We start from the raw sequence: 20,521 nt of genomic DNA, 5'->3' as shown, positions 1-20,521 counted from the left end.
AGCACCGCTATCAAAACAGTTCATAGAATATACTATAAGGAATATTATGGGAGGAGTGTTAAATGAAGATTATCTCGATCTGCGAGAAATGCAAAGGCACAGGAAGTATAACAGCATGTAAATTTCTAAAGAAAACCTGCCCTGCATGTAAAGGGTCTGGCAAAATGACAAAACACCTTTCCGATATAAAGTATAAGGAAAGGAATAAGTTTTTTCTTCACTCTTAGCATGAAGCCATTCATTAGAACCCTTCCATAGGCAAGGGTTTTTTATTTTATGCTGAAATACTATATAATGACATCGTTAAGAATAACCACTGAAATGTTAGGAATTGGAGTGAAACGAATGAAACATGGCAGAACGATTTTAGCGTTTCTCCTTTTATTGCTCGCTGCCGGCTGTTCGAATGAAGAGCAGCAAAGTAAGAAAACTGCTGAAAAGCCTTCAAATGAAAAGACCGAAGCTGCAGACTACAGTATTATTGAGGCCTCTGCTCAGCAAATCGAGCATATTCAAGGAATTGGATATCCCGGAAATGATACCGGACTTTATCTTTCATCCAGTGAAGGCTTAAAGTTTTTCAAAGATGGCATTTGGCGCGAGACCACTTCTCTTAACCATGATTATATGGGGTTTCAGTCCGTCAGAGATGGATTCATTGTCAGCGGCCATCCTGATAAGAACTCCGTAATAAAAAACCCTCTTGGTATTGTGAAAAGCTCAGATAAAGGAGCTTCTTTCAAAAAACTGGCTTTTAGCGGAACAAGTTCCTTTCCTTTTTTAGCAGCCGGGTATGATAGCAATATTATCTATATGATCAATCAGGAAAATAACGATGAGCTCAAGGCAGGTGTATACCGTTCCCAGGACGAAGGCAGAACATGGGATCCAGTCAGCTTAAAGGGACTTGAGGCCGATACACTTGGCATGATCGCTGCACACCCAACTAATCCTGAAGTCATGGCCATGTCAACAAGAAGCGGCATCTTTTACTCACAGGATAAAGGGGAAACTGTAAAATTAATATCTGAGCCAGTTATGGCTACAGCCCTTACATTTACGCAAAACAGCCTGTACTATGCCTACGCAGATCAGGAAAAGGTTCAAATGAGCAAAATCGATCTTAAAACGATGGAGAACACACAGGTTAAGATCCCTTATCTTAGCTATGACAACCCTATTACATACATTGCTGCCGATCATAAATCTGACGGAAAACTTGCTGTTTCAACTTATCTCAAAGATGTATATGAATCTGCAGACCGCGGTGAGAACTGGAAGCTCTTATTGAAAAACGGCAGAATAGAATAGCTAAAGGGACAGTCAAACTGTCCCTTTAGCTGTTATTTTTCCTTTTTTCTTTTTCTGCCCGATAAAACTCATGAAACATTTTCATTAATGCTCTCTTTTCAATTCTGGAGACATAACTTCTTGAGATGCCAAGCTCTTTGGCAATTTCTCTTTGTGTTTTTTCTTTTTGCAGGTCCAGACCGAACCTGCCGACAATGACTTCTTTTTCTCTGTCATCTAAAACATCAATGTACTCCTTCACTTTTTCCAGCTCCATATTCAGCTGAATTGTATTAATAACATCTTCAGATTCTGACTTAAGAACATCAATAAGAGATATTTCATTGCCTTCTTTGTCCTGCCCGATAGGATCATGAAGGGATACATCTTTTTTTGTCTTCTTCAGTGCCCGCAAGTGCATTAGTATCTCATTTTCAATACAGCGGGCTGCATAGGTGGCAAGCTTCGTGCCTTTCCCTTCCGAATAGCTCTCGATTGCCTTTATCAGTCCGATTGTCCCAATTGAGATCAAATCCTCAGAATCCTCTCCTGTATTTTCAAACTTTTTTACAATATGGGCAACCAGTCTGAGATTATGTTCAATAAGCATATTACGTGCATGCGAATCACCTGCAGCCATTAATCGCAGGTATTTCTTTTCATCTGCAGGAGACAGCGGTTGAGGAAATGCATTATTTTTTACATAAGAAACAAGAAACACTATCTCCTTAACCAAAAACCCGAGTGCAGTTAAAATACCGGACATCGTTCCACCCCCGCTTATAATGCGTTCAAAAATGCCTATAACTAATTCCTATGTAGAGATGGAGTTGTTTTTGTCTGTCCAATTTAGATAATTTCAGCAGAAAGAAAATCCGCGACTTATTTTTTCGGCCATTAGATATCTCCATTAAAGCTTTTGCAAGGGTGTTAGTATATAATCAACCATGAAATGATTCTTAGGGGCCGGCATGCGTATACATATCTCCCTATAAAGTATTTAAATAATTGGCACGAAAGAGGTCTTGATAATTTGAATGGACAGAGAGTAATTTTAGCCCTTGTATTTTTTATTGTTTTTCTTGACAGCCTCGCAAAGTTTATATTCGAAGGTTTTTCTTTAAAGACCGTAATGATATTGCTCGCAGTTACTGGAATTGTCCTATTCCTCTGGGTTTTTCCAAACAAAAAGAACTGACTCCCCAATCCGGAAGTCAGTCCTTTTTCTTATATTGCATTTTACTCTATTACACTTACCTCAGCACTAATGATGCAGCCGATAGTACCGCACATAACTAATCCCATTACGATCCAGAACATCTTCCACACCCCTTTTTAAATTCCTTATTTTCTTTAATGTAACATGGTTCTCACCTAAGAAATTGGAAGGAATGTGAACATTCTGTTAATCTCCGTCACGTGGAATAGTTCTTTTTTTTCGGAATATCAAGGTTAAAATTATAACATGTAAAGACATGTGCCTTACCTCCTAACCGGTTACTGCTTTGTTAGGTGGAATCTTTCTCCACCCAGAAAATTGCCTGACGTCCCTGTAAAATGTACATCATATAACAAACCACCTTTCTTATTTTTTTGTCACTTAAATTAAAATGGACGGTAAATAGAGAATTGACGATCACGGTTTTGGTCAATAATCTTTTTAGCCATTTGCTCGCGAACAACGTCTTCTGCCGATAATTGACGTTTTTTTATTGTGACTGTCAAAAATAATATATTTAGTGTCATTAGGTATCCCACCTCCTCTTTCATATCCAGCCTATAGGCACAAAAAAGCCGCAAAGAGATATACTCCCAGCGGCCTGGCCATTTAGGCATAAAAAACCGCAGGGCACAATTCTCCCTGCAGCATGGATATGTAATGTCAATAAAGCCAATCTAAGCGATCCATTCCATGTAGGTCGAATTTGTACAGTATTTATTTAGCTGTGTTTCTAATACAATTGCTGTTAACATCATTTCATTCGACCTCCTTTTAAGAATTTTCACTTATAATGGTAATTATATCCACGGTTATGCAGTTTGTAAACCTTTTTTGTTCATTTTTATTAAAAATCTTTATAAATGAAAAAAACGCCCGGAAATCCGGACGCTGACGTTCTTTATTTTCTCATGAGGTATTCCTGGCCTTCATCCATTTCATTCAACTTCGTTCTGCATCGTCTGGAAAGGATAAAGAAAAGGATTGAACCTATAAGGAAAGCTGAAGAAGATCCAGCCATGATATATAAATCAGTAACTGTATTTGAAGTATCAGGGATAATTAATCCAATATAAAGAAACGCGCCGACAGCGAGCATTGAAATTCCGAACCGCTTGAAATCCACCATTTTTTCATATAATTTCTTTGCTTCGTTCATCATTTATTATCACCTTCTATGAAAGACTATAATTCTACTCTAACATATTTAGGAAGAGAGAAGGGGATGTAAATAATGTAAGACTGGCAAAAAAGGGAAAAGCGAATCCTTGCACGAGCATCTGTCCTTTTTTATTTGTTATTCTTAAGGACATTTACTATCTTTATTACAAGTGTAGCAGAATGAAGTGCTGCCTTCTCCAAAAATTGCTCAAATGAAACATCGGATTCTTTTCCTGCAATATCTGAAAGGGCACGGATAACAACAAATGGCGTCTTAAATTGATGAGCAACCTGCGCAACCGCTGCTGCTTCCATTTCTACTGCCTGAAGGTCTATAAACTTATCACGGATATAATCCACTCTTGCCGGATCATTCATGAAGGAATCACCTGTTGCAATTAACCCTCTGACAACCTGGATATCCCCGATTTCCTTGGCGCATGCTTCTGCAATCTGCACGAGGCTGTGATCGGCTTCGAATGCTGCAGGCAATTGAGGTACCTGGCCATATTCGTAGCCAAAGGCGGTAACGTCTACATCATGATGTCTAACCTCAGTCGAGATGACCGTATCTCCCACATTTAATTCAGGATTAAATCCTCCAGCTGAACCGGTGTTAATGACATAATCAGGCTTGTACCGCTCCAAAAGAATGGCAGTCGACATAGCAGCATTTACTTTGCCTATTCCAGAACGGAGAAGCACTACGTCCGCATTATTCATTTTCCCTGCTGTAAACTCGCATCCGGCAACAGTTTCCTGCTGCTTATCTTCTATTTTATCTCTAAGTAATGTAACTTCCTCTTCCATTGCTCCAATAATAGCTATTTTCATGTTAAAACCTCTTTCTAATTTTTCTATGCCTTTGAACACATACTTTAGTAATACCATGCCCATATACTTTATGCAAACTCTATTCTACCATCATAAACCGGATGTTTACCATATTCGTTAATGCATTCAAGCATATGCCTGCCAGGTTTTAAGAGTTGCCAGACTAAAACTCCCCCCATAAAATAAAGATAGTATCGAAGGGAAGGGGGAACCTTGATGAATTTCCAGTTTGATTTAATAGAAGATAAGGTTGAGTTTTATGAGGCACCTACTTTAAAGGAGCTTGAAAAGAAGGTAAATATACAGATTGAGCATAATAAAGCCATCCTCTTATCTGTCCACCATGTTTCACATCAAATGCATCTTGACGAGAATGGAAGGACCTATTTCTCAGCGGTGGTCCACTATAAAGCAAAAAAATAAGGACGCCTTGGCGTCCTTATTAATTAATTTATCTCATTTAAGACCTCTACTCTTGATGGCTTCCATCCTTCTCCGTCAACCCAGTCTATATAGACACGATATTTTTCACTTTGATCTTTTGTGGAAATTGTCCCCACAGAGCTATTTGGCCCATTATTTCCGAGGAACCAAACAGTCATATTACCCTGTTCAATACCTGTAGCATAAGAAATGGCACTGAGCATTTCCTGCCAATCTACATGATTTTGATCATAAACAGCGGTATGTTCTCCAGTTTGGGAAGTTCCGACTGGTTTCCATGCTGGATTTTCAATCGTTTTTTCAACGTCAGGTCCGCTTCCGCCTTCTGTTACGACTTGTTCTTTATCTTCTTGATTCTCTTCTTCAGCATTTTCTTCTGATTCTTTTTCTTCTTCTTCAGACTCTTTATCTGCTTGCTTTTCTTCTTTATCCTTATTTTGCTCTATTTCATTGCCCTTATCTTCCTTGTTATTCTCATTTTGCTTCGATTCAGATGCTGTCTCTTCATTGGCAGTAAGCTCCTGGTCATTATTACCGCCAAAAAATATTTTGGCTGATACAACAATAATAAGGATAATAACAAGTGCGATAAGACTATTTAAGATAATATTGGTTTTTTTTCTTTTTTCCCGCTTGCCAAAACGGGATTCTCTGCTATTCCCTTTCAATACTTTCTCCTCCCCAATCTATTATCAGACTTATAGGTATAATAAAAATGAGCGGAATTTATTAACCCGGCCGTCTGCATAAAGGCTATTGCCCGAACAGCGGCTGTCAACATTCTAACATGGAATAAGGCTAACTTAAAAGAAATAACCTGTGGACACCAGGTACTGCCAGCATTAAATGGACGACAGCCGCATACGGAAAGTTACAATATACCATAATTATTTAAGAGCCTGGAGAGCCAGATGGCGGATTTTCTTTATTATGATTATAGTTATAGATTTCTTTCACAATATCCGCAAAGAGCGGATTAACTCCTCCTTTGTCTTCAGTAACTTCCAAATTCACGGTTACTAGAGCATATTTTGGATTTTTGTATGGAAAGTATCCAGCAAACCATTTATTGTGAAGCTGCTTTCCATCAGCCATTATGCCTGTTTCTGCAGTACCGGATTTGCCTGCAACTTCGAAAGGAAGCTCTTTAAACCAGCGGCCGGTCCCTTCTTCATTGATGACTACTCCCCTTAGCAGCTTTTGGAGCTTCATAGCGGTATATGGAGCAATGATATCTCCCTGCAGCTTTTGTTTTTCGAATTCTATAAGAGATGTACTGTTTTTATATTCAATCTCTGATGCAACCCGGACCATTTCTTTTTCCCCTCCTCTGGCTATAGTTGCCATCATGTTGGCCACAGCCAGCGGAGTAGCCCTCACTTCATGCTGTCCTATCCCTGTCAGGCCTGCAAAATTACTGTCTTTTTTAGCATCTTCAGATAGAAACACCCGACCTTTTTCTTCGTCTTGCAGCTGTTTAAAATCGCTGAAGTGATAAATATCTCCACGCCAGCTTACAGGACCTATTAATGACAGTTTTTCTGCATACTGCTCAAGGAGATCCGGGTTAATATCCTTTAACTCCTTAGCAATGGATGCAAATGTATTATTACAGCTCCTGGCAAAGCTCTCATCAAAATTTAGCATCCCGTGCTGATATTTAAGATCCGGTTCCCCATTTATCTTCCTGCTGCAGTCATATTGCCTTTTAGGATCGTCCAGATCATGATCAATTGCGGCTGCTGCCACCACCGTTTTAAAAACAGATCCCATGATCTGCTGTTTAATCATATGATTAACCGTTCCTCTGCTTTCTTCATCAAATGGATTATGCTTATTAAGCGATGGACGCGACACCATTGCCAATACTGAATTCGTCTCTATATCCAGAAGGACAATGCCGCCTTTCTTTATCCCATGCTGATCCGCCAATTTTTCTGCCATCATCTGCAAATCATAGTCCAAAGTTGTCTTAATATTGACCGGATAAAAGGGGTTTGCAGGCTCAACATATTTTACATCAATGCCAAACAGCGGTCCGCCCGTTCCATCCACATGATAGACAAGTTTTGATGCCCCTTCAGGAAGCAGGAATTCATCAAAGCTCTTCTCCAAGCCAGTAATCCCAATCATTGTGTCGGAAGACAGATCTTTGTCCGGATACCTTTTTTTAAGCACGTCCTGATTTTGACCGGTAATTCCAATTAGCTGGGATGCCGGTTTGTCGGAACGGCTGTATTTCTTATCAACAGCAAAGACACCCGGAATTTTCAGGTCATTGATTTTTTCCATTTGAGCGTAAGACAGCTGAATGGGTTCCGGGCTCCCAAATGCAAAAGGTTCTTTTGCATTTTCAACAGAATGCCGCAAAGAGTATTCCGAAGCACCTGTAATTTCAGATATCCTCTTAATATCCCAATCCATTCTTGCGAGGAAGGGGAATAATATAAGAACAGATTTATTTTCGAATGTTAAGGGATTACCGCTGCGATCAAGAAAATCCCCCCTCCCGGCATCGATAATCATTTCCTGGGAACGCTGACGGACACTCGCTTCCAAAAGGTTAATTCCCCTGTCAGTAAAATGCTCTGTTGAAACCAGCTGCAGCTGTATCAGCCTTCCCAATAGAAAGCAAAGTACAAGGAAACTAACGATAAGCCAGCCAACTGCTCTTTTTCTCCACATAAAAAACACCTCGTCAAAAGTTTTGACGAGGTTTTCTGATTTCAAACCAGCTATTCTTATTTAATGGAAACAATGCGTACGTTCATTTCTCCTCCAGGAGTCTGAACAGTAACTTCGTCTCCAACTGTACGCCCAATTAGGCTTTTGGCGATTGGAGAATCGTTTGAGATTTTTCCTTCAAAAGGATCCGCCTCCGCACTTCCTACGATGGTGTAAGTTTCTTCATCTCCATCAGGAAGCTCTACGAACGTAACGGAACGGCCAAGTCCCACAATATCTCCAGCCATTTCTTCCTCTTGAATGATCTTTGCATTGCGGATCATATTTTCAAGAGTGGTGATCCGGCCTTCAACAAAGGCCTGCTCTTCTTTCGCTGAGTCATACTCTGAGTTCTCGGAAAGGTCACCGAAGCTTCTTGCGATCTTTATACGTTCAACCACTTCTTTGCGTTTAACCGATTTTAAATATTCCAGTTCCTGCTCAAGTTTTTCTTTACCTGCCTGTGTCATTGGAAACACTTTTTCTGTAGCCAAAACCTTCACTCCTTCGAATTACACATCCTTAAAAGTATGTGTTCTATAATGTATGTACTTCTTTTTATCATATTTTCAGGAAAATGAACAGGAGCGCGTCCTTTTTTAAAGGGCGCGCAGATCATCTTTTTATATTGACTAGCTCTGAAAGATTTAGCTGCTGACGATTATATTGAGGTCAGGTAAGCACTGTCTTACACAGCCACTCGGTAAAAGGATAATTCCTAGAGAACATTTTCAATGCTATTGTTTCATAAAAATGACTTTTGTTCAAGAATTGTTTGAATTTTTGTGACCATTAAATCGATGGCAACGTAATTATGACCGCCTTCAGGAATAATGATGTCAGCATATCTCTTCGTCGGCTCAATAAACTGATTATGCATAGGCCGAACCACATTTACATATTGTTCTATGACTGAATCCATGGTGCGTCCCCGCTCTTTAATATCCCTGAATAAGCGCCGGATAATACGCAGATCGGCATCCGTATCCACATATAATTTCATATCCATCAGATCACGGAGCCTCTCATCCTCAAGAATCAGAATGCCTTCTAAGATAATGACATCCTTCGGTTCAACTTCAATTACTTCTTCAGATCTTGTATGCATGGCATAATCATATACAGGCTTTCTAATCGGCTCATATCTCAGCAGGCTTTCGATATGTTCAATAAGCAAATCGTTATCAAATGCAAGCGGATGGTCATAATTCGTTTTCAATCTTTCTTCAAAAGGAAGATGAGTCTGATCCTTATAATAATAATCCTGCTCGATCATAAGGATGGAATGTCCTTTGAATCGATCATAAATCGCTTTGGTTACGCTTGTTTTACCTGAGCCGGATCCGCCGGCCACCCCTATTACAACGGGTTTGCGTTTCATAGATTAGAGCTCCTTTCGCATCATGTTGTCAGGGTAAACCGGCTTATCAACCTTAAATTGAACAATTTGAAGCGGATGACGTGCAGCATCCAGCTCATGGCCTTTTTCATCCCAAATTTTATCGATGACTTGTGTAAAGTTCTCAATTTCAGGGCCAAAGAACTCGACTTCCTCACCAGGCATAAATTTGTTTCTCTGCTGAAGAGTAACAATCTTTGTATCCGGATTGTAATCAAGAACAAGCCCCACGAAATCGATATTCGTCTTTTTGCTATGATTTCCAAACATTTGCTCTTTATACCCTGGGACTCCTTCAAAGAAAGCGGGTGCTGTTTCACGGTTAGCACATTTATCAAGCTCTTCAAGCCATTCCTGCCTAATCTGGAAGTTATCCGGATCTGCACAATATGCATCAATTACTTTACGGTACACACTTACTACAGTTGCAATGTAATGGATGGATTTCATGCGCCCTTCAATTTTCAAGCTGTCAATTCCCAGTTCAATCATACGGGGAATTGACTCTATCAGCTTAAGGTCTTTAGGACTCATTGCAAATGGAGCATCTCCTTCGCTGAATAAAGGAACTTCATTCTCGCCTTCAAGCTGGTATAAGTCATAATCCCAGCGGCAGGACTGGCAGCAGCCGCCCCTGTTGGAATCACGTGCTGTCATATGGTTGCTTAGAGTACAGCGTCCGGAATAGGCAATACACATCGCCCCATGAATGAAGGTTTCAATTTCAATGTCAACCTTCTCCTTCATTTCTTTAATTTCCTCCGCACTTGTTTCACGCGCAAGAACTACACGCTCCAGCCCTTCTTCCTTCCAAAACTCAACTGCCTTCCAGTTGGAAAGGGATTGCTGCGTGCTTAAATGAACTTCAATTTCCGGTGCAACACGGCGGCAGGTTTCGATGATAAGCGGATCAGCCACAATGATTCCTGCTACTCCTGCTTCTTTGAGGCCAAGCAAATATTCCTCAAGACCATCAATATTTTCGTTATGAGCGAAAATATTGGTTGTAACATAAATCTTAGCTCCATATTTTTTGGCGAATTCCACGCCTTCTTTCATTTCTTCAAAAGTGAAGTTGCCTGCATTTGAGCGAAGGCCATATTCCTGACCGCCGATAAACACAGCGTCCGCACCATAGTGAACGGCGATTTTCAGCTTTTCAAGGTTTCCTGCCGGAGCAAGCAATTCAGGCTTTTTTACAATAACCCGTTTGCCGTTGACAATTTCGGAAATTTTATCTTTTACCGCTGCCATAGAGCTTCCTCCTCTTTCTTTTTTATATTATCAAATCAGTAGACGGTTTCTTTAAAGAAGAATCCAGTATCCAGCGGGCGATTCGCGGGCTGAATTTCTTCAACTTCAGTGAGAAGTCCATCCTTACTTTCATCGTATTGGTCCGGGTCTTCAACACATAAGTCAATAGCTTTTCTGTAGAGTTTTGTCACTTCAATGATATATTCAGGTGATTTTAATATCCCGTCAATTTTAAATGAATCAATGCCAGCTTCAATCATTTCCTGCAGTTCATCTATAATGCAGATGTCATTTGGACTCATGATATGAGTGCCATTTTCATCTTCGAAAATCGGGTATTTATTTTCCCGCTCCTTATCGTGAAGGAACATACTTTTTTCCTGTTTGCGGTTTTCAATCTCAAGGGCTTTTCCCTGGTATTCATAGTAATTACCAAGCAGGGAGCGCTTTGACTGGAACATGGCAGTCATGCCATGAACCTGCACTTCTATTTCTACGTCGGCATTTTCTTTTATTTCAATGATGGCATCCATATTAATCTCTCTAGCAAGGACTGCACGTTTAGCGCCTTTTCTGCCCCAGTAATTGCAGGTATACCAGTTTGTAGCAGTTGTTTCAGTATTCCAATGGAGCTTCATGTCCGGGGCAGCCGAGCGCGCAGCCATTAATACAGCCGGATCCCCAAAAATGATAGCATCAGCACTTACTTCTTTTAAGAAGCTGATATAACCTTCAAGCTCAGGCACTTTATCATTATGAAATAATGCGTTCATCGCTACATACACTTTTTTTCCGTGTCTGTGGGCGATTTCCACCGCTTCCTTTACATCTTCCCTTGTGAATTCCCCAGCAAGCCTCAATCCATATCGCTGTTCCCCTACAACAAAGGCATCTGCGCCTGCAGACACAAGTGTCTCGATATCTTCGACACTTGTAGGTGTCACTAACAGTTCAGGTTTTTTCATTCTAATCACCTCTTTTTACTAATTGCCACGCCATCCCCAACAGGCAAAATAACTGTATGGTATTCAGGATGACTCATTAACCACTTATTAAACAAATCAATTTTTCTAACCATATTCCGAATGCGCTTATTTTCTATTTCTGATTCACACACAAGGCCTTTAAAAAGGACATTGTCTGTAATAATCACTCCGTCATTGGAGAGAAAGCGGGAATAAATTTCAAAAAAGCGCTGATATTGGCCCTTTGCTGCATCGATAAAAATAGCATCATATGGTCCGTATTTTTCAATGTCTTCTCCGACTTCAAGGGCATCTCCTTTTATGATCAGGATTTGCTCCTTTTTCCCTGCCTCATCTATATACTGTTCTGCAAGCAGGTAACGTTCCTCATCGCGTTCAATTGTTACAATTTTCGAATCTGGGACAGCAAACGCCATTCTTAGTGCTGAATAGCCGATTGCAGTGCCTACTTCAAGAATCATTTTCGGTTTTTGAATGCGCAAAAGCTGAAGCATTGCCTCAATTCCTGCCAGCTCCATAATCGGAACATTGTGCACTTTGGCATATTGCTCCATTTTGCCCAATAACTCGGATCTTTCGGGTACTATTTCCTCTATATATGCATGCAGCTTATCGTTCATCAAGCTGGCTTCACCTCGATCAGACGTAATATTATGATCAAGCTGCGGCACAAAGATACTCACGGTCGCAGCCGCTTTTCTATTTAGGCATGAAAAAAATAGCGTTCACAGATAGGATGTGAAAATGCACTGTACTGCATTCCGGCTAGATGCCTTATCCATGCTTGTCCGTGATTCACGCTATCGGGAAGCCGTATAAATCAGTGGGGAGTGCTTTCTCCCTGCTGATTGTTAGTTTAGGCCCACAGGAAGTTGGTCATAAAGATGTTGCCACAGGATGTGGCTTTTAGCCTTTGTTCTTCTTTTCGAGCCTTTACGGGCAGTTTTCCCCCACTTATCCTCCCTTGTTTCCTCTGAGTCTTGAAGTGGAATCTTACACTGCCTGTAGACTGGGATAAAACACCTGATCTATTTTACCATAAGTAAAAGGGGAATGCCATATCTGCACATTCCCCTTCCTTAATTTAATTATTCGATATATGCTGTGCCTTTTTTTGATTATGCTCGTCCAGTGTCTTTGAGAAAAGAACTTCTCCTGTTGATGTGGCCAGGAAGTATAAGTAATCTGTTTCTGCAGGCACCAATGCTGCTTCAATTGAGGAAACACCTGCATTTGAAATTGGCCCAGGTGTCAGTCCAGGATACTTATATGTGTTGTATGGTGAGTCGATCTCTAAGTCTTTATATAAAACCCTGGATTTATGCTCACCATGGGCATACAGGACAGTCGGATCTGTCTGCAGTGGCATTCCCGTGTCAATCCGATTGTAGAAAACACTCGCAATCTGATCACGGTCTACTTTTGCCGTTGCTTCTTCCTCTATGAGAGATGCCATTGTCAATAGTTTGTGTGGAGTGTATTCCCGTTTGTCCATATCAGCACTATACTCTTTCATAACTGATGCAGTTTTATCAAGCATAACTTTGACAATTTCCTCTATAGTTGTATCTTCTTTGTAAAATGGATAGGTCGCCGGAAATAGGTATCCCTCAAGAGGATATTTTATATTTTCAGCCAGGATTTCCTTCGTCAGCAATTCAGGATATTCCGCCATTAAAGACTTAATAAAAGCTTTATCATTAAGCTTTTTCAAGACATCTTCAGGTTTTTTATCCGTTTTTTCTGCAATAATCCCCGCTATTTGCTCCAGCTGTTTTCCTTCTGGAATGGTGATTTTGAATGCTACCTCTTCCATTACCTTGCCTGTTTTTAAGCTGTCCAGGATCTCCTTCATATTCATTGAAGGCTTCAATGAATATTCTCCTGCCATGAATCCAGCTTCATTTTTAAATTTCACATAATATTTAAAAACACGAGCATCCCTGATAATTCCATTCTCTTCGAGAACAGTGCCAATTCCTGTAACAGATGATCCGATTGGTATCTCTACTTTCTTGGACTTATTATTATCGGGATCAACAGGCTTTAAAGCTGAATTAATATAGAAATATCCGCCGCCGATCACTGCAGCAGCTGAGATCAATAATATAATTGCAACTATCAGTACAATTTTACGGACCACTTTTGCTTCACCTTGGCGCTCAATCATTTTTTGGCGTATTATATCTTTTTTCCCTTTTTGATCGTCTGCTGACATCTCATATCCCCCCGTTCCAAAGACGTTGGCTTTTTAAATGGCTCTTTTCATAAAAAATGTTGTTAACCTTTCCATTTTATCCCCTAACTCTCGCGGGAATTTGAATAGGCTTCCTTCCTTGTGTGAACAATGCATGAATGTATTTCGATGATCTCACCTTCGCTGCAATTATTACAAAACAACAGCCCCGTCATTATAGCCTTGTGAATTAACTGCATTTCATGCCAACTTGCCTAGGAAAAACTTCATTCTTTATGTTTCCTGATACGTCACGGCTTATTATACTATATTTTCTTTTTGAAGTCGCAGGATATTACAAAAACCCAAAAGATTCGCCATTAAACTTCAAATTTCACACTTTGTATTTTCACTCAATTCACCGGAGTAAATAAGCAAAAAAAAAACTGGCCCGGGGGCCAGTTTTTTTAATCTTCCTGCTCATCAAGGAATGTGTTTAACATTTCTTCAATTAGATCCCATTCCTCTTCTGTCTCGATTGGCTGCAGTTCTCCATCCTTGCTGTCTTCGCTTGGGCTGAATGCTGATGCGTGAATTTCAATTTCTTCATCATCATTTTCATCTGCCCCTACTGGATAGTAAAGGACATATGACTTGCCGAATTCATCCGAATCAAACGTGAACAATACTTCGCAAAGCTGCTCGTTGCCTTCCTCGTCAATTACAGTAATGTTGTTATCTCCATGGTTCATTTCTGTTCACCTCATTAAATTTGGCTATTTAAAAAGCCTTGTAAAATCATGACGGCTGCCATTTTATCAATGACTTTTTTCCGTTTTTTGCGGCTTACATCCGCTTCCAGCAACACTCTTTCAGCTGCCATTGTTGAGAGGCGCTCGTCCCATAATACGACCGGAAGACCAAATAGCTTTTCCAGCTCTGAAGCAAAGAACTGGCTGGCTTCGCCGCGGGGGCCAATGGTTCCATTCATATTTTTAGGCAAGCCGACAACAATTTTACTGACTTCATGCTCTTTTATTATTTCACCAATTCTTTCAAAACCAAACTCTTTTTCTTCCTCGTTGATTTTGATGGTTTCCAAGCCCTGCGCTGTCCATCCGAGCGCATCGCTTAGAGCGACACCGACCGTTTTAGAGCCGACATCCAATCCCATAGTCCGCATGTTTATCCCTCACGCTGCTGTTTTAAGTATGATTTAACCAATTCTTCGATGATCTCATCCCGTTCAAGTTTACGGATGATATTGCGTGCATCCTTATGGCGGGGAATGTAAGCCGGGTCCCCGGATAGCAGATAACCGACAATTTGGTTAATGGGGTTATACCCTTTTTCCTGGAGGGCACCATATACTTGAAACAGAACTTCATTCACATCTTGTTCGATTGGTTCTTCAGGAAAATTAAACCTCATTGTTTTATCAAATGAGCTCATATCTTACACCTCGCTTTTCTGTATGACGGATAGGATAGCTAATATTTGCCGGATTTAATCCGGTGCATAGCCAGCTTGTCCCCCTCTTCATAACGGTTTGGCTGCCGCCTGAATAAACAGAGCGATCATTAAATAATCTTGTTCCTGACAGGAAAACATGGTGAAGAACAAGCTGTTTCTTCCTGATGATGAACAATCTCTCTTGGTTACCTCCATTTTACACTACTTTACAGGGATATCAAACGGATTTAACCCATTCTTCCACAAATTGCAGAGCACTTTCAAGTTTGTCAGGGTCTTTTCCGCCAGCCTGAGCCATGTCGGGACGGCCCCCGCCTCCGCCGCCGCATTTTGCAGCAACTTCTTTGACCGCTTTGCCCGCATGGAAGCCTTTTTTGATCAGATCATCTGTCACCCCGGCAATAATATTCACTTTTCCCTCGTTTACACTGCCTAATACAACCACAGCAGATCCAAGCTTTTGTTTTAAATCGTCAGCCATATTGCGAAGGTTATTCATGTCTGATGCCTGTACCTTCTCAGCAAGAACAGTAATGCCATTGACTTCTTTCGCCTTTGATACAAGGCTCCCTGCTTCAATATTGCCCAATTTCGCTGCTAAAGATTCGTTTTCACGCTGCAGCTGCTTCATTTCTCCGAGCAGTACATCAATTCTTGCTGACAAATCTTTAGGATTAGTCTTTAATTTGCCGGAAGCTTCTTTTAAAACGGTAATCTGATTATTCATAAGCTTGTATGCAGATTCGCCAGTTACCGCTTCTATTCTGCGCGTTCCAGCGCCAATTCCGCTTTCTGATTGGATCTTGAACAATCCGATGGAAGCAGTATTCGGAACATGGCACCCTCCGCAAAGCTCAAGACTGTAATCCCCAACCTGAACAACACGGACAATCTTGCCATATTTCTCGCCAAATAGAGCCATAGCCCCCATTGCCTTTGCCTCGTCAATATCCTTGTAATTGATATCAACTTCAAGGCTTTTCCAAATTTGTTCATTAACAATCGCTTCAATTTTCTCAAGCTCTTCAGAAGTAATTTGCCCGAAATGAGAGAAGTCAAAACGCAGGCGATCCGGCCCTACCAAAGAACCAGCCTGGTTAACATGACCTCCCAAAACATCCTTTAAAGCCTGATGCAGCAAGTGAGTTGCAGTATGATTCTTGATTATTTTTGAACGGATTTGCTCATTTACAGAAGCTAACACAGATGCTTCAGCCTTCAGTGTTCCTTTTTCAACGACAGCTCTATGAAGGTTTTGTCCATTCGGAGCTTTTTGAACATCCTTAATGGAAACCTTTAAACCTTCTGATACAAGAGTACCCTGATCAGCAATCTGTCCGCCGCTCTCTGCGTAAAATGGTGTTTCATCCAAGATAATCTGAATCTCTTCACCAGCAAGTGCTTCTTCGATTAATTGCCCATCCTTCACAATTGCTGCAATTGTGGCATTTGTCTGAAGCTTATCATATCCGACAAATTGGCTTTCAGTTTTCAGCTCGCCTAATACCCCACCCTGGACCTGCATGGAATCTACATCCTGACGCGCTGAACGTGCACGCTCACGCTGTCCTTCCATTTCCTTTTCAAAGCCGGCATGATCCACTTTCATACCTTCTTCTTCAGCATATTCCTCCGTTAATTCAACCGGGAATCCATACGTATCATAAAGACGGAAAACATCTTCACCCTGAATCGTATCACTGCCCTTTTCCTTTTCCTTTTTAATAACTGAAGAAAGAATGGCAAGGCCTTCATGAAGTGTTTCATGGAAACGTTCTTCTTCGTTCTTGATGACCTTTTGAATAAATTCTGTCTTTTCTTTTACTTCCGGATAGAAATCATCCATAATTTCACCGACGACCGGCACCAATTGATACATGAATGGTTCATTTATATTGATTTGTTTAGCATATCTGACAGCACGGCGAAGCAGTCTTCTTAATACATAGCCTCGTCCCTCATTAGAAGGGAGAGCACCGTCACCGACTGCAAATGCAACTGTGCGGATATGGTCAGCAATAACCTTAAATGCGACATCCGTTTCTTTTGAAGCTCCATATTTCCGGCCTGAGATTTCCTCTGTTCCACGGATGATTGGCATAAATAAGTCTGTATCAAAGTTAGTAGGCACATTTTGAACCACAGATGCCATCCGCTCAAGCCCCATACCAGTATCAATATTTTTCTTAGGAAGCGGGGTATAAGTGCCATCAGGATTATGATTGAATTCAGAAAATACCAGGTTCCATACCTCTAAATAACGTTCGTTTTCCCCGCCTGGATATAGTTCAGGATCATCCATGTCATTTCCATATTCAGGTCCGCGGTCATAGAAAATTTCTGTATTTGGTCCACTTGGACCTTCTCCGATATCCCAGAAGTTTCCTTCCAGGCGGATAATTCTCTCTTCCGGCACTCCCACTTTTTCCCTCCAGATATTAAAAGCTTCATCATCTTCAGGGTGAATCGTAACAGAAAGCTTTTCTTCTTCAAAACCGATCCATTTTTTATCAGTCAAAAACTCCCAAGCCCACAGGATTGCTTCTTCTTTAAAGTAATCCCCAATTGAGAAGTTGCCCAGCATTTCAAAAAATGTATGGTGCCTTGCTGTTTTGCCTACATTTTCAATATCATTGGTGCGGATGGATTTTTGGGCATTTGTAATCCTTGGATTCTCAGGAATGACACGGCCATCAAAATATTTTTTCAGAGTAGCGACACCACTATTAATCCATAGAAGGGAAGGATCCTCGTGCGGAACAAGAGATGCGCTCGGCTCAACATCGTGTCCTTTCTCCTTAAAGAAATCCAGGAACATTCGGCGTATCTCAGCACCTGATAATTGTTTCATTTTAATCAACCTCCTAATATATGTAAATAATTTTAAAAACAACAAAAAAAGCCCTCATCCCTGGACAGGGACGAGAGCTTGCTCGCGGTACCACCCTGATTATGGAAGTTAAATGAATAATGACCAGATTCTTATCCGATTCATTAGGCAATCTCCCATCTCTCAGATCCTTAACGCGGAAACACGGCAGGGATTAGCTGCACTCAGGATTAGCTTTCTGTTATCCTTCATCTGGGAGATCTTTCAGCCATGGAACTCCCTCTCTTTTATGAATGCAGTATTGCATTCATGCAGATGGCCTATAACATACTCATTCCGTCAAAATGTTTAATATATAACTTTATAGACGCATTATAGCGATTTACCTTTATTGTTGTCAACATCATGATGAGGTTCCGCTGATTTTTGGCTGTTTATTTTTTGAAAAATGTTTTTTTGCATGTAAGATACTGACTTTTATGACCGCCAAAATCGGAACTGCAATAATCAAACCCAATATCCCCCCTGCTTCCCCGCCGGCCAGAAGTGCAAGCATAATGAGAAGAGGATGCATATGCAGACTTTTTCCAACAATCAGGGGTGATAGGATATTCCCCTCGAGGAACTGAAGTACGATTATAATCCCCATTGTTATGACGACCATTTTAACCGATAAAGCAGAAGCAATAATTACAGCCGGGACCGCTCCGATAATTGGGCCAAAATAAGGAATTACATTGGTAACACCAATTATGGTGCCTAGCAATAGAGGATACCGCATATCAAAAATCCAGAATAGCAAAGAGGAAATGGCCCCAATGGCTGCACATACCAGGAGCTGGCCTCTGATATAGCTTCCTAGTGACTTATCTATATCTCTTAAGAACAACACTCCTTCTTTTCTCCATTTTCTCGGTGTCAAATACCAGGCCGCTCTTTTCATAATCGAGAAATCTTTAAGGAGATAAAAGGAGATAAAGGGGATTACTGCGATAATCACAGCATAGTTCAATACATTAAGAAAAAATGTGATTACCTTTGATAAAAGATTATTTAACCGTTTCTCTATAGCTGCAATAATATCATCAATCCTGGTTTGCAGGCTGTCAGGCCATGTTGATGTTTTACTTTGAATCGTGTCGATCCACCCGCGGTATTGATTTGCAAATTGAGGGGCATTTTCCGCCAGATCACGCAATTGATGGATAAAAGCCGGAATCCCTTTATACAGGGTAAATCCTATCCCCCCGAAAAATAAAAAATAAATAATAAAAACAGCAAGCCCCCTATTTAGGCCCGTTTCATGCAGTTTTTCAACGATCGGGTGAAGAAGATATGTAATAAATGCACCTATGACAAATGGAATCAATACGGCAAATACGATTTCCAGAATGGGCATCCATAATGCCTGGAGCTTTAGGAAAATTAAAATTACAATAAGCAAGAGAAGCAGAAACCCAAGCCGGTAGTACCATTTCATTCGAATATTCATTATGGCCCGCCTCCTTGTCTTTATTGTGATAGCTTACCCGGGATTTATGCATTAAGAGAACTAAACCGCGCAAAAAAGCTGGCCCTATGTTAAGAACCAGCCCTGATCATTTTAAAATAAAGCTTTTGTTATTCTTTTTTGAATGCGTTTCATTTTTCGGCCTGATACCATATTATTTTTTTGGGCGTAATTATAAGCAGCCATGCCTGCCCCAAGCATCATTGCAGAGGTTAATATTTTGTTCAAACTGGCTCACCTCTTCCGTTAATTCTTACGAAAGAAACCGGCGCTCATCTTCTTCAAATAAATCATCAAGGGAGCTAAGCGTACCATCTTCCTCAACTTGATGGGTGTTAATGATTCCTTTGGATAAAGAAAGTTCTATAAAGCAATTCCAGCAATAATATTGATTAATCCCGATTTTCCCAATATCTTTGCTCTGGCAATTTGGACATTTCAGCACGAAAAAGACACCTCACTATTTTACATTTACAATAATGGCGTCTTTTCCAATTGCGGGCGGGTCATCGGTTTTTATGACACGTTTTCCTTCCAGCACATCTGAAAAGAAGCCATCCGACAGTTCGTACCCTACAATCGTGCCCAATTCTTCCCTAAAATATACATCCTCAAGCAAACCCAGCCGTTCTCCTTCCCGGCTCATAATCATTTTGCCCGTTAGCCGGTTATGGGTCTCACAGGTATAATCATCATGTTTAGGAAGTGCCTGCAGAACTGAAGAATCCTCAATCATCACTCCATCCCAGCCGAAAGATGTCACGTCTTCAATATTGATGATATATGTTTTTTTCAAAAGAGCGCCCTTTCGCAGCAGTAATCCCAGTACTTTTCCAGTGTCTGAAATGGATAAATCGCAGATAACGCCTGCTTTGTCGCCGGTTTTCAGCTCAAAAACCGGCAGACCTTTTAATAAAGAAAATGTCCGCAAAGAGAATCCCGCCTTCCCGAACATTTATAGTTTTCACTGCTCCTAAGAAAACATAACGGAAAACCATTGCCATGGGAGCCAAAAAGTATCGTTAAGAACGTTCAGCAAGATTGCATAAGCCTACTTTCTGCTGTACCTCGGCTTATTAAAACGCTCGTTTCGCTCTCCTCCGTCTGACAGCTCCTCTGAAAACTCATAATCCTGTTGCGGCTGTCTGCGCCGTTTTACTCCGTGGAGATTGAGAAGAGATGTTCTGTTTTTCCTTTCCACATTTATCTCCCCTTTTTATA

24 protein-coding genes are annotated in these 20,521 nt (G+C 40.8%); 2 read left to right on the top strand and 22 right to left on the bottom strand.

Translation table 11 applies throughout. The features are described from left to right. Positions 1-345: 345 nt before the first annotated feature. Complete coding sequence (locus NSQ49_RS18535; protein WP_159863261.1) at positions 346-1,311, top strand: F510_1955 family glycosylhydrolase; 966 nt, start codon at positions 346-348, stop codon at positions 1,309-1,311. Positions 1,312-1,336: 25 nt separating this feature from the next. Here NSQ49_RS18535 and sigK read toward each other — a convergent pair whose 3' ends face one another. The 4 genes from sigK to mtnN form a co-directional block, all read right to left on the bottom strand. Next, positions 1,337-2,056: an RNA polymerase sporulation sigma factor SigK gene (gene sigK / locus NSQ49_RS18530; RefSeq protein ID WP_035331221.1), complete on the bottom strand. Its 720-nt coding sequence runs from the start codon at positions 2,054-2,056 to the stop codon at positions 1,337-1,339. Between the two features lie 839 nt (positions 2,057-2,895). After that, entirely contained in the window at positions 2,896-3,036 is a 141-nt protein-coding gene (locus NSQ49_RS18525) for a YrzI family small protein (protein WP_113882862.1), read from the bottom strand. A 374-nt stretch (positions 3,037-3,410) separates the two neighbouring features. Further along, positions 3,411-3,671 (bottom strand): YrhC family protein, encoded by a 261-nt coding sequence (locus tag NSQ49_RS18520; RefSeq protein WP_159863262.1) that lies wholly within the window; start codon positions 3,669-3,671, stop codon positions 3,411-3,413. A 128-nt stretch (positions 3,672-3,799) separates the two neighbouring features. Beyond that, positions 3,800-4,504 (bottom strand): 5'-methylthioadenosine/S-adenosylhomocysteine nucleosidase, encoded by a 705-nt coding sequence (gene mtnN, locus NSQ49_RS18515; RefSeq protein WP_159863263.1) that lies wholly within the window; start codon positions 4,502-4,504, stop codon positions 3,800-3,802. Positions 4,505-4,720: 216 nt separating this feature from the next. On the opposite strand from mtnN, the gene NSQ49_RS18510 reads away from it, so the two are divergent. After that, positions 4,721-4,927 (top strand): YrzA family protein, encoded by a 207-nt coding sequence (locus NSQ49_RS18510; RefSeq protein WP_159863264.1) that lies wholly within the window; start codon positions 4,721-4,723, stop codon positions 4,925-4,927. Between the two features lie 23 nt (positions 4,928-4,950). On the opposite strand, the gene NSQ49_RS18505 is transcribed toward NSQ49_RS18510, so the two are convergent. The 18 genes from NSQ49_RS18505 to NSQ49_RS18420 form a co-directional block, all read right to left on the bottom strand. Next, positions 4,951-5,616 (bottom strand): YrrS family protein, encoded by a 666-nt coding sequence (locus tag NSQ49_RS18505; protein ID WP_159863265.1) that lies wholly within the window; start codon positions 5,614-5,616, stop codon positions 4,951-4,953. A 223-nt stretch (positions 5,617-5,839) separates the two neighbouring features. Continuing rightward, on the bottom strand, positions 5,840-7,633 hold the full coding sequence (locus NSQ49_RS18500; protein WP_251283657.1) for a peptidoglycan D,D-transpeptidase FtsI family protein: 1,794 nt from the start codon (positions 7,631-7,633) through the stop codon (positions 5,840-5,842). Between the two features lie 56 nt (positions 7,634-7,689). Further along, positions 7,690-8,166 (bottom strand): transcription elongation factor GreA, encoded by a 477-nt coding sequence (greA, locus tag NSQ49_RS18495; RefSeq protein ID WP_009333053.1) that lies wholly within the window; start codon positions 8,164-8,166, stop codon positions 7,690-7,692. 251 nt (positions 8,167-8,417) lie between these two features. Beyond that, positions 8,418-9,053, bottom strand: a complete 636-nt coding sequence (udk, locus tag NSQ49_RS18490; protein WP_159863267.1) for a uridine kinase — start codon at positions 9,051-9,053, stop codon at positions 8,418-8,420. 3 nt (positions 9,054-9,056) lie between these two features. Then, positions 9,057-10,325: a peptidase U32 family protein gene (locus NSQ49_RS18485; RefSeq protein ID WP_159863268.1), complete on the bottom strand. Its 1,269-nt coding sequence runs from the start codon at positions 10,323-10,325 to the stop codon at positions 9,057-9,059. Between the two features lie 35 nt (positions 10,326-10,360). Further along, positions 10,361-11,290 carry a peptidase U32 family protein gene (locus tag NSQ49_RS18480; protein ID WP_251283656.1) on the bottom strand — a complete coding sequence of 310 codons (930 nt, stop codon included), beginning with the start codon at positions 11,288-11,290 and terminating at the stop codon, positions 10,361-10,363. 5 nt (positions 11,291-11,295) lie between these two features. Beyond that, a complete protein-coding gene (locus NSQ49_RS18475) occupies positions 11,296-11,931 on the bottom strand; it encodes an O-methyltransferase (RefSeq protein WP_251283719.1) in 636 nt (211 codons plus the stop codon). A gap of 464 nt (positions 11,932-12,395) precedes the next feature. Next, positions 12,396-13,529 (bottom strand): endolytic transglycosylase MltG, encoded by a 1,134-nt coding sequence (mltG, locus tag NSQ49_RS18470; protein ID WP_159863270.1) that lies wholly within the window; start codon positions 13,527-13,529, stop codon positions 12,396-12,398. A 425-nt stretch (positions 13,530-13,954) separates the two neighbouring features. Next, a complete protein-coding gene (locus NSQ49_RS18465; protein ID WP_035331232.1) occupies positions 13,955-14,239 on the bottom strand; it encodes a DUF1292 domain-containing protein in 285 nt (94 codons plus the stop codon). A gap of 14 nt (positions 14,240-14,253) precedes the next feature. Then, positions 14,254-14,670, bottom strand: coding sequence for a Holliday junction resolvase RuvX (gene ruvX, locus NSQ49_RS18460; protein WP_174749524.1), 417 nt, complete (start codon positions 14,668-14,670; stop codon positions 14,254-14,256). A gap of 2 nt (positions 14,671-14,672) precedes the next feature. Then, a complete protein-coding gene (locus tag NSQ49_RS18455; protein ID WP_009333061.1) occupies positions 14,673-14,939 on the bottom strand; it encodes an IreB family regulatory phosphoprotein in 267 nt (88 codons plus the stop codon). Continuing rightward, positions 14,926-15,135, bottom strand: coding sequence for a hypothetical protein (locus tag NSQ49_RS18450; RefSeq protein ID WP_159863271.1), 210 nt, complete (start codon positions 15,133-15,135; stop codon positions 14,926-14,928). The genes NSQ49_RS18455 and NSQ49_RS18450 overlap by 14 nt, the downstream gene beginning before the upstream one ends. A 42-nt stretch (positions 15,136-15,177) precedes the next feature. Further along, positions 15,178-17,811, bottom strand: coding sequence for an alanine--tRNA ligase (alaS, locus tag NSQ49_RS18445; RefSeq protein WP_251283655.1), 2,634 nt, complete (start codon positions 17,809-17,811; stop codon positions 15,178-15,180). 382 nt (positions 17,812-18,193) lie between these two features. Continuing rightward, on the bottom strand, positions 18,194-19,282 hold the full coding sequence (locus NSQ49_RS18440; protein ID WP_159863273.1) for an AI-2E family transporter: 1,089 nt from the start codon (positions 19,280-19,282) through the stop codon (positions 18,194-18,196). Positions 19,283-19,393: 111 nt separating this feature from the next. Continuing rightward, positions 19,394-19,528 carry a YrzQ family protein gene (locus tag NSQ49_RS18435; protein ID WP_159863274.1) on the bottom strand — a complete coding sequence of 45 codons (135 nt, stop codon included), beginning with the start codon at positions 19,526-19,528 and terminating at the stop codon, positions 19,394-19,396. A gap of 25 nt (positions 19,529-19,553) precedes the next feature. After that, complete coding sequence (locus tag NSQ49_RS18430) at positions 19,554-19,745, bottom strand: hypothetical protein (protein WP_061791133.1); 192 nt, start codon at positions 19,743-19,745, stop codon at positions 19,554-19,556. A 15-nt stretch (positions 19,746-19,760) separates the two neighbouring features. Further along, complete coding sequence (locus tag NSQ49_RS18425) at positions 19,761-20,231, bottom strand: PRC-barrel domain-containing protein (protein WP_159863275.1); 471 nt, start codon at positions 20,229-20,231, stop codon at positions 19,761-19,763. Between the two features lie 120 nt (positions 20,232-20,351). After that, the gene (locus tag NSQ49_RS18420) at positions 20,352-20,501 is read right to left on the bottom strand and encodes a hypothetical protein (protein WP_201306500.1); all 150 of its coding nucleotides are present in this window, start codon (positions 20,499-20,501) and stop codon (positions 20,352-20,354) included. Positions 20,502-20,521: the final 20 nt, after the last annotated feature.

The sequence above is a fragment of the Cytobacillus sp. FSL R5-0377 genome (assembly GCF_038004385.1).
Classification (GTDB): Bacteria; Bacillota; Bacilli; order Bacillales; family Cytobacillaceae; genus Cytobacillus.
This window is presented reverse-complemented; position numbering and strand designations above follow the sequence as displayed.